The following is a 15,968-nucleotide window of genomic DNA, read 5'->3' as shown; positions in this document are numbered from 1 at the left end:
CTCTGATTTGTGGCCTCAAAGCGATGAGTGCACATGCGTCTAGCGTGAGGTTGCCTGTGGGTTGGCGTGGCCCTTGTCCCTCATATGATGCAGCGAGATGGCCGTCAGGATCAGGCAGGCGCATAGACCGGCAACAGAACCTGTGCCGAGCCACGCCATGATTCCGGCAAGCGCATCCTGTCTGCAGCACAGATAGAGCGCGAGCAGCGGCAAGAGTGCGCGGAGCGGGTGAAGCACCAGCCCAGGGATGTGAGGCAGCACCAGGACACGGCACATCTTGGGTTGCAGAAGCCCATGCGCAAGGAAAGCCAATATCCACAGGAAAAGACTACAAACGAGCATCATGGGGAGATCAGTCGACGGTGGATGAGGAAGGCGATGATGCCCAGCCCCAGAATGGTCAGATCAACGCTTTTATAGACGTCGAAGCCCGTGAAGAGATTGTTCATGTTGCGAGAGAAGAGATCGAGCGGAAGGAGAGCCGCAGAAAAGACCGAAAACAGGAAAAACTGCTCATTCCATCCTGATCGTGCCCTGCCGCTGAAGCAGCGTATTGCCGCATGAATCAGGGCAATCACCCAGATCGCAAAGAAGATCCGGATTTCGAGCAGGCTTCGGTTGGGCAGATCCGACCAGACCAGGCGATTGGCCCAGAAATAGGCGATACAGGCCAGTGGAAGCCCCGCTGTTACGGCGATTGTCAGGGTCTCAGCCAGACGAAAGCCGAAGGTCTCTGCTTTTCTGGGGCGATGCTTCATCAGAAAAATCACCAGCCCCCCTGACATCATGGCGCTGCCAGCCAGGCCGCTGATGAAATAGAGCCATCGCAAGGGCAGGGGTGCCCAGCGGATGAAGTGCAGTCCACGCAGCATGCCGCCAAGCCGATGTATCGTATCCTCGGTCTTGATGGTCTTGAGCAGCGCGCCATCCCGCTCCGAAAACTCAAGATGATCGCGGGTCAGGGTAAAGGACGCTGAATCCGCTTTTGTCATCGACACCTTGCCATGATCGAAGAGGACAAGCCCGATCGTGCCATGGCCAAACACGTCCTCGGCCTTGTGAAACATGGGGGCAATCGGGGCACGGGCTGGAACGGCCTGCGTGGTTTCATCGGAGGCGGGCATACTGACGGTGGTGGCAGAGGGTGTTGCGCGGCTTTTGATGCGACTGTCGCTGTGAGCTCCCGGGGATTTTGCTCCCGTACGCCCGTGGATGACCGTGCTGCCTCCAGGGCGACCATGATGTCCCGTACTGAACATCGGGAAAAGACGGGGCGCATGAATGACCGCCCCGGTATAGGCCATCATGACCATGAAGGGGAGAAACAGAAGCCCGGTAACGATATGGGCGTCCATGAAGGCGCGGCTTTTCGAGGCAAAGGGCCGGAACAGAAGCAGGTCGCTCAGGATCGATCTGAAATGGATGACGATCCCTGATCCGACAGCGACCAGAAGGCCAATCGCGGCAACCTCGGTCAGCATGTTACCCCAGAAGGGGCCGTAATAAAGCGAGTGATGCAGATCGAAAAACAGTTGCCCACCACCGGTCTGACGCGTGGCAACAGGAAAGGCATCGTGAGGGCGATAAGCTGTCCCGATGAAAGCGTGACCATTGTAATGCAGGATACGGATGATCGGGTCGCGTGGCGTCGGCAGGGTGATGAAGGCGTTCTCTCCCTCGTCACGTAACTCGGCCGCGATGGAGCCAACCTGATTCAGCGCCTCGTCGGTCATCGGCTGTGGCGCATAGTGCGTCAACTCTGGCTGCATCCAGCGTGTCAGTTCGGTATCGAACAGGGCGAGCGAGCCACCTGTGAAGATCACGACCAGCAGAAGTCCACCGACAAAGCCAACCCACTCGTGCAGCCAGCCCAACCTGTTGCGAAGCGTATCGCGCATCAGGCTATGCCGCCCAGCGAGATCAGCAGGGCTGCAGGGGCGAGTATCGCAGCGCCGGGGGGATGACGCCTTTGTAAAGGCGGGCTGCCGCGTCCGGGCAGGCTGAAGGCCAGGAGGACGATGGTGGGCATGAGCGCGAATACGACAAGGAAACCAATGATCATGAGCGTGTCGCCGCCGAAATGCCGGAACATGGCCATGATACCGAGGGCAGCAGCATAGCTTGCGACCAGGCCTGCCAGGAGGCGGCCCAGCCACAAGCGGATAAGCCTTTGTCCTTGTTGGTAACTGAGATTCTTTCGCATGTGCTTCCTGTGCAACAGCGCCTTGCTTCGCGACGCGATAATCGCAGGTCAGGACAAAGTTTAGTTGCGAGCGTTTCTTATTCGCGTCTATTTGGCCGCGTCATTTACCCCTTGTCAATGAGATTAGCCTCTTGAGCCTGCTCACCTTGTCCGATCTGAACCCCGGAATGCCGCGTCCACGACGTCTGGCACTTTCTGCCCTGCTCATGCTGTCCGCAACCCTGCCGTGCCACGCCTTTGCGCAGGATCAGACACCCACGCAGGCACAATCGCAATCGGGAGCGGTGAAAGACAGTCAGAAGAACACGAGAGGGGTTAACAAGGCGCGTCGCCAAGCCCTGACCAGCGACGAGCAGATCGAGGTCAAGGCGCAGCGTCAGAACCGTATGGAAGTGAAGTCAGGCGGTAATTTGGGTGCGTTGGGCAACAAGAAGGGACTGGACGTGCCCTTCAACGTGCGCAGCTACACCTCGGCGCTGATCCTCAACCAGCAGTCCCAGACGCTGGGCGAGGTGCTGATGAATGACCCGACCGTGCGTACAACGCTCGGTTACGGCAATTTTTCCGAACAATTCGTGATCCGCGGCTTCCCTGTCTATGGCGATGACGTGGCGATTGACGGGCTTTACGGTATCACGCCGCGCCAGCTCGTCTCACCGCAGCTTTACGAACAGGTGCAGGTGCTCAACGGCGCCTCGGCATTCCTCAACGGGGCCGCACCGGGTGGCACGGCACAGGGCGGCAATATCAATCTCGAGTTCAAGCATGCCGGTGATACGCCCCTGACGCGCGTTACGGGTGACTACACCAGCTCCTCGATGGGGGGAGGCGCTGTCGATGTGAGCCGGCGCTTTGGTCAGGACAAGCAGTTCGGGGTGCGGATCAACGTTGCAGGTCGTAGCGGTGTCGCAGCCATCGATCGGGAAAAGCGCCATCAGGTTGCGGTCGGTGGCGGTTTCGACTGGCATGACCGGGCAGAGCGTACACGTGTGACCGTGGACATGGCTTATGAAAACCAGGGCGTGAATGGCGGGCGCGGTGGCGTGTTCCTGAGCGGTGTGACCTCAGTGCCGAAAGTGCCGGGTGCAGGAACGAATTATGGTCAGCCCTGGACCTACACGGAGCTGAACTACATCTACGGCAAGCTGAAGGTGGAGCATGATTTCAGCAAATATCTGACGGCTTACGCGCAGTTTGGCGGTCTGGGGGGCAACGAAAAGGGCAATTACGGCAGCACCTACGTGACCAACAGCCAGACCGGGGCAGGTTATAACGGGGCCATGTATGTGCCTTATGTGCAGACCAATGAAAGCACACAGGCCGGGCTGCGCTCGCATTTCAACACGGGCGGCATCAAGCATGAAATCAATGCTGGTGGGTCTGGCCTGTGGGAAGATACGGCAACTGCCTATGCCTTCGCTCTGACCAATCAGGCAAATAATATCTACCACCCGATACTGCACTCTTCGGCGCAGCCTGAAACCTGGATTGGTGGCAATATTGACAATCCCCAGACGAATAACCGGACCCGTTTGTGGAGCTTGTTCTTCTCGGATACCGTTTCGGCATTCCATGACCGCGTCGCGCTGACAGCGGGCTTCCGCTATCAGTCGATCAAGACGGTTGCCTACAACTATGGTGTTGGTACGCCGACTTCCTATGATCAGGGCGCGTTTACGCCGGTTGTCGGTCTTGTGGTGCACCCCACACGTCAGACGTCGATCTATTTCAATCGCATCGAGGGGCTGGCGCCTGGTCCGCAGGCCAGTGGACAGGTTGTCAATCTGGGACAGATTTTTCCGCCCTATCAGACGGTTCAATACGAACTCGGGGCAAAATACGATATTGGCCGGTTCTCGACCGCTGTGTCGATTTTCCAGATCGATCAGCCCAACGCCTATACGTCTGCCATTGCTGGCACCAGCAACAGTATCTTCTCGGTCAACGGATTGCAGCGTAACCGGGGTATTGAATTCACCGTCAATGGTGAGATCGTGAAGGGGCTGCGCTTCAATGGCGGCACGTCAATCATCGACGCCAGCCAACGTCGCACATCGGGCGGGCTTTATGACGGCAATCGCTCCATCGGCGTGCCGGGTTACACGATCAACGGTAATCTTGAATATGATCTGCCGTTCATTCGTGGCGCGACGCTTACGGGGCGTGTGATCCAGACCGGGCATCAATATGCCGACAATCTCAACAAGCTGCGCGTGCCAAACTGGACGCGTTTCGATGTGGGTGCACGCTACAGCTTTGTTGTGGAGCACAAGGCCATCACGACCCGTCTGGGTGTCGATAACCTTGCCAATACGCGTTATTGGGAAAGCGCATTCGGTGGTTATCTGCTTCAGGGCCTGCCGCGCACGTTCAAGTTCTCTATCACTGCTGATTTCTGAGCAGGTCACGGGGCAAGCTGAGGCTCGCCCCCCGGCCATCCGGTATGGTCGAATGACGATTGTTCCAGAGCCAGCCCTCGGGCTGGCTTTTTTCATGGAGCCTTGTTGTCAGTCAGATTGGGCGCGCGCTCTCGGCGGAGATGCGCGACCCACCCAGACGGTACCTGCTCGGCGATTTGAAATATTCAGCAGACACAAGCCCCTGATCTGCCACTCACTGAGCAGCGCCGCAGGCCATCGCGCTCATATCGTTTATGACAGGCCAGCTCTCGCTGAAGTCCCGGATAAACATCAGGGATGAAAGGGGCCCACGCCCCTTTCCGGGGTTCGGGGCAGAGCCCCGGCGCCGTCGCCTACAGAAAAGGCCGGTCCCCTTGCAGGAACCGGCCCCTATAAGTCGTACCGAACCAGACCGGTTCAGTGCCCTTCGGTCATCGGCTTCATGCCGAGGCTCGCCAGAAGCTTGCGGTCGCGATGCTCGGCGGGGTTAGGGGTGGTCAGCAGCTTGTCGCCGCAGAAGATCGAGTTGGCGCCGGCGAGGAAGACCAGGGCATGCGCCTCGTCGCTCATCAGTTCGCGGCCTGCGGCAAGGCGTACATGGCTGGCAGGCATGGTGATGCGTGCAGCGGCCACGACGCGGGCGAAGGTGATGGGGTCGACGGCTTCGGCTTCGGCGAGCGGTGTGCCTTCGACGCGTACGAGCAGATTGATCGGTACGCTTTCAGGGTGCTGGGGCAGGGAGGCGAGGGTCGCGATCAGGCCCGCACGGTCGCTCTCATCCTCACCCATGCCGACGATGCCGCCGCAGCAGACATTGATACCGGCATCGCGCACATTCGAGAGCGTGTCGAGACGGTCCTGATAGGTGCGTGTGGTGATGATCTTGTCGTAATATTCAGGCGAGGTGTCGAGGTTGTGGTTGTAATAGTCGAGCCCGGCTTCTTTCAGGCGGCGCGACTGCTCGCCATCGAGCATGCCGAGTGTCACGCAGGTTTCGAGGCCGAGTGATTTGACGCCTTCGATCATGGCGCACACGGTGTCGAGGTCACGCTCCTTGGGGGAGCGCCAGGCTGCCCCCATGCAGAAGCGTCCGGCACCGGCGGCCTTGGCGGCCCGGGCTTCGGTCAGCACTTTTTCGACGGCCATGAGGCGCTCGGCCTTCACGCTTTTCTCGTGCAGGGCGCTCTGGGGGCAATAGGCGCAATCCTCGGGGCAGCCGCCCGTCTTGATGGAGAGGAGCGTCGAGATCTGCACACGGGTGGGATCGAAATAGGCGCGATGGGCCATCTGGGCGCGAAAGATCAGCTCGGGAAAGGGCAGGTCGATCAGTGCCGCAACTTCATCGCGGGTCCAGTCATGCCTGATCTCGGGTTTCCAGCCGGCGTGAATATCGTGCCCCTGGGCGCGTATTTCACGAGGGAGGACCGGGTCGCGTGTCAGGGTATCGAGGGACATGCGGGGCATGGCTCCAAAACATTTGAAAAGGAAAATCTCAGGCAGCGATGCCACAGCATGGGGGCGCTTGTCACGCGCCTGCGCGAGAACTCTACCCAAAATGGCCGGGACATGTCATCTAGGCGTCATGAAACATTGGCGCATCGATCAGATGGACTGGGATGCCTTTGATGCATCCCGTGTGGACCCGGATCTGATTCCGGTCATCAAGGCGGCGGCGGTGGTCGAGCGGAATGGGCTCGATTACGCCGTGTACCTCGGTAATGTCTTTGTCGGTGACCCCGATTTCCGGCAGGCCGCCGATAACTGGGCGGTCGAGGAAGTCCAGCATGGGGATGCGCTGGGCAAATGGGCCATGCTGGCCGATCCGAGCTGGGACTATATGACGGCGTTCGAGCGTTACCGGGCGACCTATCATATCGAGCAGGATGTCGACGCCTCGATCCGCGGGTCGCGCACGGGCGAGCTCATCGCGCGCTGCATGGTCGAGACGGGAACCTCGTCATTTTATACCGCGATGGCGGATGCGACGGATGAGCCGGTACTCAAAGCCATCTGCAAGCAGATTGCAGCTGACGAGTACCGTCATTTCAAGTTGTTCTATGACCACATGCACCGTTATCTGAAGCGCGAGAAGCTCAGCGTGTGGCAGCGGACAAAGATCGCGCTGGGGCGTGTGACGGAAAGCGAGGATGATGAACTTGCGACCGCCTATTACACCACCAACATGCCTGCCAACACGCCTTATGATCACAAGAAGTGCATTGCCGCCTATATGGCGCGGGCAATGGGCTATTATCAGCCCAAGCACATCAATCGTGTCACAAGCATGATTTTCAAAACCATTGGATTCACACCGCACTCTAAGGTGCAGGTGCTGATTGCCAAGGCGATGTATCAGCTGATCCAGTTCAAGGCGAAGCGTTTCCGGAAGGCCATCGCAGCCTCGTAACGAAAGCGTTTATTCCCCTACCGAGAATTAAGCCCTCTGGCCCTGTTTCCATGGTCTACTATCCCATGAGCAGAACAGATCAAGCTGGAGGACTTCCCCTTGTTGTACAGTCTTAAACGTTTCAGCCGGAAGGGCGTTATAACCGCCGCGCTCGTTCCTCTGGCGGCCCTTGCCTGCGTGGCGCCTGCCTTGGCTGACCCCTACTCCCTGCCCATTGCCTCGTCTGGGCCAGTAAGCCTGCCGCCGGTGGCTGATGACGGCACGATAGCCGCACGACAGCTCGCAGCTCAGGTGGGGCTTCCCCAGTTTACCGCGCCGAGCTGGCGGCCGGGACTGCTGCGCCATGTTGTCATGTTCCGTTACAAGGCGGGTACGACCAATGCGATGCGCGCCGAGATTACCTCGCGCTTCCTGAGGCTTGTGCAGGATTCACGGCGTCCCGATGGCTCGCACCCTGTTCGGTCGATAGAGATGGGGGTACAGAACAGTGGTGAGGGCGTTGATGCCGGTTTGCAGCAGGCCTTTATTGTCACCTTCGCTTCTGAAGGGGACCGCAATTACTATGTTGGCAAGCCGGTCGTAATGGACCCGGCGTGGTTCGACCCAGCCCATGAGGCCTTCAAGGAATTCGCTGGTCCGTCACTCGAAAAAGTAGTGGTTTTCGACTTCAACGTGCTGGCCTCGGCAAGTCTGGAGCCAACTTCGCGCAAGGTAAACACGCGGACTCGCCGTTAAACAAAATCTGTCATAACGTTGCGTGATGTGTCCCGCGCCAGAATGGGCGGGATGGTGTTGAACCTGATGAAAGTGATGGCTAGTGACCGGAAAATTCAAACGTACCACCTCGCTCTGGCTCGGCGCTGTCAGTGTCATCGCCCTGACTCATCAGGTCCTCCCGGCGGCTCATGCCGCTGATGCGGCTCCTGGCAAGATGGATGCAGCGGCAGTCAAGCCCTATGATCCGAGCTGGGGTTTCAACATGTCCGGCATGGACAAGGCAGTTCGCCCCGGTGACAATTTCTTCCAGTACGCCAACGGCACCTATCTGAAGAATGTCGTGATACCGGCTGATCGTTCGTCCTTCGGCCCGTTTGTCATTCTGACGGAGACGGCTCATGAGCGTGTGCAGTCAATCCTGACGGATGCTGGCAAGCACCCATCCTCCGACCCGAAGACAACTGAGGAAAAGCTCGGGGCATTCTATGCGACCTTCCTTGACACAGCCAAGGCCGACAAGCTGGGTGCGGAGCCACTCAAGGCTGATCTTGCCGCCATCCAGGCGGTGAAGGACCAGCCGAGCCTGGCCCGACTGTTTGGTCAGGCAGCCTTCAACTTCCAGTACACACCGTTTGGTCTGATGATCAACGCTGATGACAATAATCCCGAGCAGTATGCGCTGTCGTTGCATCAGGGGCATCTTGGTCTGCCGGACCGGGATTACTACCTGAAGCCGGATTTTGCCGCGAAGAAGAAGGCCTATCAGGCCTATGTTGCCAAAACGCTTGGCATGATTTCATGGCCGGATGCCGAACAGGCGGCTGCGAAGATCGTTGCGCTCGAAACCACACTCGCTCAGTCGGAATGGTCGCGTACCGAGATGCGTGACCCGGTCAAGGTATATAACCCGATGACCGTCGATGAGCTGGCAAAGAAAGCGCCGGGCGTTGACTGGACAGCTTTCCTGACGGGTGCCGGCATTCCGGCGGACAAGCTTGGCGCACGCCGCATCATTGTCGGTGAGCCGACTGCGCTGGCCGGTATGGCCAAAACCCTCTCTGGGGCTGATTATGGCACATTGCGGGCGTGGCTTGCCTTCCATCTGGCCGTCAATGCCTCGCCTTATCTGAGCCATGACTTTGTTCAGTCCTCGTTTGACTTCTATGATCACGAGCTTGAAGGGTCGCCGCAGCTTCCGGTACGCTGGAAACAGGCCGTGGAACATACGGAAGACGCCATGGGCTGGGCGATCGGCAAGATCTATGTCGACAGGTATTTTCCGCCGGCTGCCAAGGCGCGCATCACCGAGCTGACCCATGATGTGAAGGACGCCTTTGCGAACCGTCTGGCGCACAACGCCTGGATGGCCCCCGCCACGCGCGAAGCGGCAGGGCGTAAATTGCAGAACTTCGAGATCCAGGTTGGCTACCCGAATGCATGGCGCAACTATGACGGTCTGACGATCAAGCCTGGTGATCTCTATGGAAACGGAGCGCGTGCGGTTGCCTTTGGGTGGCAATACAATCTGGGCCATCTCGACAAGAAAGTGGATCGCAACGAGTGGTTCATGACGCCGCAGACGGTGAATGCCTATAACGATCCGAACCAGGTCGAGATCGTTTTCCCGGCAGCCATCCTGCAGCCGCCCTTCTTTGATCCAAAGGGTGATACTGCGGTCAACTATGGCGCCATTGGCGGGGTCATCGGTCACGAAATGACCCACTCCTTCGACGATGAGGGACGTCAGTATGACGAGCATGGCCGTCTGCATCAGTGGTGGACGCCTGATGACGTCAAGCGCTTCCAGGCGCTGGCTGATCGTTTTGGCAAGCAGTATGACGCGTTTGAAGTCCTTCCGGGCGTGCATCTGAACGGCAAGCTGACCATGGGTGAGAACATTGCCGATCTGGGTGGTCTCACACTGGCACTTGATGCCTATCATGCCTCATTGCATGGCAAGCCCGCCCTGCTAGTGCATGGCCTGACCGGTGATCAGCGCGTGTTCCTTGGCTGGGCGCAGGTATGGCGTCAGAAGCTGCGGCCGGATTCCATTCGCAATCGCGCCGTGACGGATCCGCACTCCGCTCCGGAAGCCCGTGTTAACCTGCCTATGCACAATATTGACGCCTGGTATGATGCATTTGGTGTCAAGAAGGGCGACAAGCTCTATCTTGCACCCGGTGATCGCGTTAAAATATGGTGATTATCGGCGTATTGCCGTCAAATGGTGGGCTGTATTGCTGTCCCTTTCAGGGGGGCGGTGGGGCGGCTTGCTCTGAAAGGTGAAGCGAACAGAATGTGTGTCATGGGCGTGGCAAGGGAACAGTCTCCGGCAGAAGAGACGACCAGCCCGCGTGCGATCCCGAAGTCTGACGTCTCATGAGGCGTCAGAATGATCTGCATGACTTGTTGGTGGCAGCGGCAGCGCTCGCGCGCGCACCGGCGGCTTACATCGCTTTGCCCGGCGAGAAGGGGATTATTGTTGGTGCAACCTACGGTGCCCTGCCGATCTCCCCCGGTGCCAGCAACCCGCCGCGTCAGGCTGTCATGCAGGAGGTGTTGTCACCTGCAACCGAAATAGCGCAGGCCCCCTGGAATTACCTGTACAGGATTGCCTGTGCTCTCCCGCTCCCCAATGCACAGGGGGTGGGAGGGCTGTATCTCCTCGGTCGGCACTTGTTCGACTTGGAAGCTGCAGCTTTCCAGGAGGGGCTCGCAGCGCTTGTGCGGCAGATTTTGCGGGTCCTGGCGCGTCCTTTGCCATCAGAATCCCGGCATGAGGGCGGAGGGATCTTGCGATCTGCTCACGACGAGGGCGTTGCTGGCCTGGTTGCGGGCAGACTGCCGTCGATTGAGGACATGCCCGGTCTCGGCACATTCGAGATACGCTTCGGCAGCAATGTGATTACCCTCTCCACAGAACTGGTGCGTCTGTCGGGCCTGCCTGTAGCCCGGCACTACCGGCTGGAGAACCTTGTGGAATGCATGCCTGTTCCTGATACAGATCTGATGCATTTTGCGGACGGCAGCAGCAGCGCAATCATTCTGCCCGAGACAGATTATGCGATCACGAATCTGACTGACCAGTCTCAACGCTGGATCAGGCGTCGCGCCGAAATCGAGATGGATGAGCAAGGCCGGCCGTGGCGTCTGATCGGGACAATCGAGGATATCACGCGGGACAGAATTGCGACGAACCGCCTTGCTGCGATGGTGATGTTGGGTGACGCTCTGCGCAAGGTCGATACGCCGGAGGAAGCCTATCTTGCCGCGGCAAGTGCGCTTGGTGATGCTTTGGGAGTTGATCGCGCGGGTTGCGCCGTGGTCGATGCGGGAGACGAAAAATTTTTTGACGTGCCGCAGGACTGGCGCGCGGCCTCCGTGCCAAGTGCGCGCGGGCGCTATCACTGCGATGCGTTTTCTGCCGCGCTTGGGGTGCTTGATCAGGGCTTGCTGCTAGCCGTACGGGATGCGGGTGAAAATGTCTGGATACCCTGTATCATGCCGCAACGTGGCACGCAGGATCAGATAAGGGCGCAATTGCTGATGCCTGTCATGGCGCAGGGCCGGGTAACCCATTGCCTTTTCGTCCAGAGCTGTGTTCCGCGTGACTGGTCAGATCAGGAAATTGCTTTCATGCGCGCTGTCACTGATCGCGCCCAGGCCGCTGCGGTCTCGCTTGAGGCGAGGGCACATCAATTGACCTTGCACCAGGAACTTGCTCACCGGCTCAAGAATACGCTGGCTCTTGTACAGGCGCTTGCCAATCAGAGTCTGCGAGGGGTGGAAAACCGTACGGCCGTCAAGGCTTTTGAGAAAAGATTGGTGGCTCTTGGCTCGGCGCATGATCTGCTCATGCGTCAGTCATGGCGGCGAGGCGACCTTGCCTCGCTGGCGCAGGAGGTGTTGTCGCGTATTGCGCCGATCGAGCGCTTTCATATGGCGGGGCAGGGCGTATCGCTAGGGCCCAATACGGCCACAACCCTTGGCCTGATGCTGCACGAACTGGGGACCAACGCGGCCAAATACGGAGCGCTGAGTGTCGAAGGCGGCGAAGTCAGTCTGGTGTGGAACGTAAATCGCGACGACGAACGCGAAACCCTCACACTGCACTGGCAGGAGAAAGGCGGTCCGACCGTCACGCCGCCTTCAACCACAGGGTTCGGGTCGCGCCTTCTTCAGGCAGGTTTTGGGCACCAGGGTAAAACGGTCCTGCATTACCTGCCTGGAGGATGTGAAGCAGAATTCATGGTTCCCCTGCATCAGGCGCAGGAAAACTGACATCCAGACAAGAAGCCGGTTCCCCGTTGTCTGGAGAGGCTGATCTTGAGCGTCCTGCGAGCAAAGCGACGCTCGCCTCTTGCCATTCATGGTATGAAGTGATCGAACACAGGTCAGTTGCCTCAACCTCTTGTCGGTCGCGCTTTGTGGCCAGAAGGATTTGCCATGACCACGATCTCCCTCGGCTATCTGGGTACTGCGCTGCATGCCGGATGCGCCAGTGCGGTTGCCCGAGTGCTCGATGCGCACGAGGTTGAGGTCGATTTCGTTGATGCCGATAACCACGAGTTGCCGTCGATGCTTGAGGATGGGGTCATTGACCTTCTGGTTTCGGCCTGGTTGCCACGCGATGCAGCGTTGCTTCAGCATGGTATGCGGGTTCTGGGCACGCTCTACCGACCGTATTACTGCTGGGCGAGCTTCGACGATCTGCCTCCCATTGGGGCTCTCGGTGCCCATGATGTGGATCTTGTTGTGGCGGGGCGCTCCGATAGCGATCGGATGAATGCACTTCTGACCCAGACACCGGGTCTTGATGGCGTGGCGGTGGAGATCTGTGACGATGCAGGCCTGCACGCCTTTGTGCGGAATGCTCAGGAAGAGGGACGCAAGGTGCTGGTCTTTCTCGCGCAGCCCCACGCTCTGTTCAATCACGAGGCCTTCAAGCCCGTGCAGGACCCTCGCCTGGCGGAGGAGATGGAAGCCTGCCTGCTTGTGCGCGAAGCTGTCGCGGCTTGTGCCGATCAGGACATGCTTGATGAATTGTCGGAAATGACCTTGGGTAACAAGGTCATGAGTGCGCTTGATCATGCTATCCAGATCGATGGTATGGACCCTGAGGAGGCTGCCGAGGCCTGGCAGCGCGGACGCCTCGTCGCACGCTGAGGCCCTCGTGGCGCAGCCTGCCGGGCATCCGGATCTATCATGGGGTGCAGGTGCGCGCCCTTTGATGTTGCTGTGTTGTTGGATTTCAATAAACACAAATAACATTTTTGTTTATATTTCGTAAATCAAAATAAGACTTTTCTATTACCTGCATGACCTTTATACAAATTCTGAATAATGCAGGTACAATGACAGATGTCTTCTTATCCGGACGCCGCCGATCTCCATGAACGGTTCAGGCTGTGTAGTGATGAGGACTGGCTAAAGATACTGGTCGCTTCGATCCATATGCCCGAGATCGACCGTGTTCGTATGCCTGTCTTTCCAGCCGAGACGCTCCAGCGTCAGATACATGGGCATTCGGGTGAGGTCTCACTGCATGAGGCCTTCATGTTCTTTCGGGAAATCAAGGCTTTCAGCCACTTTACTGACCGTCCCTTGTCTGCCGGGATGAAAGTGCTGGATTTCGGGTGCGGCTGGGGGCGTATCCTGCGTCTGTTCATGAAAGACGTGCGTCCTGAAAATCTTTACGGAATCGATTCGACTGCACGGTTTTTGATGGAGGCGCGTCGCTGTAATCCGGCGCTCAATTTCATGAGTTGCGGCATGGCACCATCTGTGCCGCTTGTTGACGGTTTCTTCGATCTCATCGTGTCCTTTTCGGTCTTTTCGCACCTGGATGAGTATCTTGGAGGCCAATGGATTGCAGAGTTCCATCGTCTTCTTGCGCCGGGCGGACTTGCGATCATCACCACGCAGAGTCGCAGATTTATCGATTTCTGCGCGGAACAGCGCCTCAAGAGGGCGTCCGGCATCAGGCTGGAGCATGGTTGGCACGAGGCCTGCGCAGACAGTTTCGCAGATGAGGCCCGTGCCCAGGCGCGTTATGATGCTGGTCGCTTTCTTCACGCATCCCCGGTCAAACGTCCGCATCCGGCAGCTCATTATGGTGAGGCAATCATTCCGCGACGCTATATCATAGAGAAATGGGGGCATTTGTTTCGTATCATTGAGTTCCTCGACGATCCGGCACGCGTGCCGCAGGTGTTTATTGTCTTGCAGAGAATCAAAGCATGATGACTGATATCTCACCGTCTGCCGCGCCTTCCTGCGTGACCGTGTCTCCAGCTTCCATCTCAGGCTGCCAGCTTTCCGCCTTTCGGTATTTTCTTGTTGTGGTGTTATGCGTGATGGCGCCGGGGTGCAGTCTGGCACAGGGGGCACATGATATCGGACTATCTGCTGCTAACGGGCAAATGGCACCGGAAGCAGTCGTGGCGACAGGCGGGCATAATGAAGTCATTGATGTCACGGGACCGGGTATGGTTCCGTTGTCGCGCAGCTATCGGCATCTGGAGCGTATCTTTCGTCGCTTTGACTCTTTTCCTGAGGCAGATCGTCAGGGTCTGACCCTGCATCTGAGGGCAACGTTGCAGCCTGGCGACAGGCCAGCGCGTGAGTCCGGGATGATAATGAAGCCGGGCGGGCGGATCATTCATATGATCACCGTTGCTTCACCCGGCGCAGAAGACGAAATAACGGTGCCACATGAAGCTGCGTTGTGGGAGGCTGACCCGGCTCTTTACGCCAGGCTCAGGCCCGGTGAGCATCTGCGTATCGGCTTCTTCTTCAGCATCACCTCACCGGACAGGCAGTACTTCACCCAACAGCAGGCGCAGAAATGGTTGTCACAGCTTGATGCCTGCATTGAGGATGAAGGGGGATTTCTCGTGTCGTTGCTGCTTCCGGATACGCACAGACTTCGCGTGAGGATTGCCCCCGACAGTCGTTTCATGGTTCGGCAGGAGGGCGTTGAACACCTGCTTGTCGATAACCAGGGTAACCAGCCTTATTCCTATGTGTTTCGCCCCCAGGACTTTGCAAAGGACGCGGCGTTCGTGGCGTCCAGACCCTTGCGCGGGATTGAAATGACCTTGCCCTTCGCGCTCCACGGTAATCTGAAACCAAAGTAACGATTTGACAGGAACAGGCTGGCTCCGCCATCACGCGAGGCGGAATTGTCTCTGGTCTTGCACCGGGACGGGAAGGCCGTGGCCTGAGGGCCGGGGCGTGAGTAGAGGGTAGGTGATGTCAGTTCATGCGTTCGTGTTTCCCGGTCAGGGCAGCCAGTCCATCGGGATGGGACAAGGGCTCTATGAAGCTTTCCCCGCGGCGAGAGAGGTTTTCCAGGAAGTTGACGATGCGCTCGGTGAGCATCTGTCGAAGCTGATCTTTACAGGCGACGCTGCCGACCTGACCCGCACCGAGAATGCGCAGCCGGCATTGATGGCCGTCTCGATGGCTACGGTGCGTGTGCTCGAAAGTGAGGGTGGCTTCAGGCTCGTGGAAAAGGCGACCGTTGTGGCCGGTCATTCGCTGGGTGAGTATTCCGCCCTTGCCGCCGCAGGTGCGCTGGGTATTGCCCAGACAGCAAAGCTGTTGCGCCTGCGAGGGCTGGCCATGCAGGAAGCCGTGCCAGCAGGCGAGGGTGGCATGGCTGCCCTGCTAGGCGTAGAGGCTGAGCTGGCGCAGGAAATCTGTGCCGAGGCTGCCCGCCTGATGGTCGAGGGCGAGGCCGATCGCCATGAGACGATTGAACTGGCCAATGACAATGGCGGTGGCCAGATCGTTGTGTCGGGCCGTCTGTCAGCGGTTGAGCGCGCCATTGCGGTAGCCAAGGCCAGGGGGGTAAAGCGCGCCGTGTTGCTTCCGGTTTCAGCGCCTTTCCATTCATCCCTTATGGGGCCGGCAGCCGACCACATGGCCAAGGCTTTGGAACATGCCGAGATTGCAACCCCTGCCATTCCTGTCATCACCAACGTTACGGCAGCAAAGAATACCGATGCGTCGCGCATTGCCTCACTGCTGGTGCAGCAGGTGACGGGCTCGGTGCGCTGGCGCGAAACTGTGCTGGCCATGGCGGCCATGGGCGTCACCTCGCAGGTCGAGCTGGGCGCAGGCAAGGTGCTGACCGGTCTGGTGCGGCGCATTGCTCCTGACATGACGGCCCGCAATGCCGGAACCCCTGAAGAAATCGAGGCGCTGCTGCGTGACCTCTGAAAGCGTGGAGAAGAAA

13 protein-coding genes are annotated in these 15,968 nt (G+C 58.5%); 9 read left to right on the top strand and 4 right to left on the bottom strand.

Annotation, left to right across the window (positions count from 1 at the left end; genetic code table 11):
* Positions 1–39 precede the first annotated feature (39 nt).
* Genes ACWNRM_RS11585 through ACWNRM_RS11575 form a run of 3 tightly spaced genes read right to left on the bottom strand, consistent with a single transcriptional unit; the run spans position 40 to position 2,203 of the window.
* On the bottom strand, positions 40–345 hold the full coding sequence (locus ACWNRM_RS11585) for a hypothetical protein (protein WP_485170920.1): 306 nt from the start codon (positions 343–345) through the stop codon (positions 40–42).
* Positions 342–1,898, bottom strand: a complete 1,557-nt coding sequence (locus ACWNRM_RS11580; protein ID WP_485170919.1) for a PepSY-associated TM helix domain-containing protein — start codon at positions 1,896–1,898, stop codon at positions 342–344. Before ACWNRM_RS11580 ends, ACWNRM_RS11585 begins: the two co-directional genes overlap by 4 nt.
* On the bottom strand, positions 1,898–2,203 hold the full coding sequence (locus ACWNRM_RS11575; protein ID WP_485170918.1) for a hypothetical protein: 306 nt from the start codon (positions 2,201–2,203) through the stop codon (positions 1,898–1,900). The genes ACWNRM_RS11580 and ACWNRM_RS11575 overlap by 1 nt, the downstream gene beginning before the upstream one ends.
* 167 nt (positions 2,204–2,370) lie before the next feature.
* Here ACWNRM_RS11575 and ACWNRM_RS11570 point away from each other — a divergent pair, with 167 nt between their 5' ends.
* Positions 2,371–4,602, top strand: coding sequence for a TonB-dependent receptor (locus tag ACWNRM_RS11570; protein ID WP_485170956.1), 2,232 nt, complete (start codon positions 2,371–2,373; stop codon positions 4,600–4,602).
* 417 nt (positions 4,603–5,019) lie between these two features.
* Here the strand turns inward: ACWNRM_RS11570 and bioB are convergent, their stop codons facing one another.
* Positions 5,020–6,057 (bottom strand): biotin synthase BioB, encoded by a 1,038-nt coding sequence (gene bioB / locus ACWNRM_RS11565; RefSeq protein ID WP_485170917.1) that lies wholly within the window; start codon positions 6,055–6,057, stop codon positions 5,020–5,022.
* Positions 6,058–6,184: 127 nt separating this feature from the next.
* Here bioB and ACWNRM_RS11560 point away from each other — a divergent pair, with 127 nt between their 5' ends.
* The 8 genes from ACWNRM_RS11560 (at position 6,185) to fabD (ending at position 15,952) form a co-directional block, all read left to right on the top strand.
* Positions 6,185–7,009 (top strand): acyl-ACP desaturase, encoded by an 825-nt coding sequence (locus ACWNRM_RS11560; protein ID WP_485170916.1) that lies wholly within the window; start codon positions 6,185–6,187, stop codon positions 7,007–7,009.
* Between the two features lie 99 nt (positions 7,010–7,108).
* Entirely contained in the window at positions 7,109–7,744 is a 636-nt protein-coding gene (locus ACWNRM_RS11555) for a Dabb family protein (RefSeq protein WP_485170915.1), read from the top strand.
* 82 nt (positions 7,745–7,826) lie between these two features.
* Positions 7,827–9,929, top strand: a complete 2,103-nt coding sequence (locus ACWNRM_RS11550; protein ID WP_485170914.1) for a M13 family metallopeptidase — start codon at positions 7,827–7,829, stop codon at positions 9,927–9,929.
* A gap of 176 nt (positions 9,930–10,105) precedes the next feature.
* Positions 10,106–12,007: a sensor histidine kinase gene (locus ACWNRM_RS11545; protein WP_485170913.1), complete on the top strand. Its 1,902-nt coding sequence runs from the start codon at positions 10,106–10,108 to the stop codon at positions 12,005–12,007.
* Positions 12,008–12,172: 165 nt separating this feature from the next.
* A complete protein-coding gene (locus ACWNRM_RS11540) occupies positions 12,173–12,892 on the top strand; it encodes a glycine betaine ABC transporter substrate-binding protein (RefSeq protein WP_485170912.1) in 720 nt (239 codons plus the stop codon).
* 195 nt (positions 12,893–13,087) lie between these two features.
* Positions 13,088–13,969, top strand: a complete 882-nt coding sequence (locus tag ACWNRM_RS11535) for a class I SAM-dependent methyltransferase (protein WP_485170911.1) — start codon at positions 13,088–13,090, stop codon at positions 13,967–13,969.
* A complete protein-coding gene (locus ACWNRM_RS11530; RefSeq protein ID WP_485170910.1) occupies positions 13,966–14,865 on the top strand; it encodes a hypothetical protein in 900 nt (299 codons plus the stop codon). Before ACWNRM_RS11535 ends, ACWNRM_RS11530 begins: the two co-directional genes overlap by 4 nt.
* Positions 14,866–14,980: 115 nt before the next feature.
* Positions 14,981–15,952, top strand: a complete 972-nt coding sequence (gene fabD, locus ACWNRM_RS11525; protein ID WP_485170909.1) for an ACP S-malonyltransferase — start codon at positions 14,981–14,983, stop codon at positions 15,950–15,952.
* Positions 15,953–15,968 lie beyond the last annotated feature (16 nt).

It is taken from the genome of Asaia sp. A2 (assembly GCF_057319415.1).
Note: the sequence above shows the minus strand (reverse complement) of the source record. Positions and strands in the feature narration are given on the sequence as shown.

Bases quoted from the DNA above. Each gene is read 5' to 3' on its own strand.
- ACWNRM_RS11585 (WP_485170920.1), bottom strand. From the start codon at position 345: ATGATGCTCGTTTGTAGTCTTTTCCTGTGGATATTGGCTTTCCTTGCG.
- ACWNRM_RS11580 (WP_485170919.1), bottom strand. From the start codon at position 1,898: ATGCGCGATACGCTTCGCAACAGGTTGGGCTGGCTGCACGAGTGGGTT.
- ACWNRM_RS11575 (WP_485170918.1), bottom strand. From the start codon at position 2,203: ATGCGAAAGAATCTCAGTTACCAACAAGGACAAAGGCTTATCCGCTTG.
- ACWNRM_RS11570 (WP_485170956.1), top strand. From the start codon at position 2,371: ATGCCGCGTCCACGACGTCTGGCACTTTCTGCCCTGCTCATGCTGTCC.
- bioB (WP_485170917.1), bottom strand. From the start codon at position 6,057: ATGTCCCTCGATACCCTGACACGCGACCCGGTCCTCCCTCGTGAAATA.
- ACWNRM_RS11560 (WP_485170916.1), top strand. From the start codon at position 6,185: ATGAAACATTGGCGCATCGATCAGATGGACTGGGATGCCTTTGATGCA.
- ACWNRM_RS11545 (WP_485170913.1), top strand. From the start codon at position 10,106: ATGAGGCGTCAGAATGATCTGCATGACTTGTTGGTGGCAGCGGCAGCG.
- ACWNRM_RS11540 (WP_485170912.1), top strand. From the start codon at position 12,173: ATGACCACGATCTCCCTCGGCTATCTGGGTACTGCGCTGCATGCCGGA.
- ACWNRM_RS11535 (WP_485170911.1), top strand. From the start codon at position 13,088: ATGTCTTCTTATCCGGACGCCGCCGATCTCCATGAACGGTTCAGGCTG.
- ACWNRM_RS11530 (WP_485170910.1), top strand. From the start codon at position 13,966: ATGATGACTGATATCTCACCGTCTGCCGCGCCTTCCTGCGTGACCGTG.
- fabD (WP_485170909.1), top strand. From the start codon at position 14,981: ATGTCAGTTCATGCGTTCGTGTTTCCCGGTCAGGGCAGCCAGTCCATC.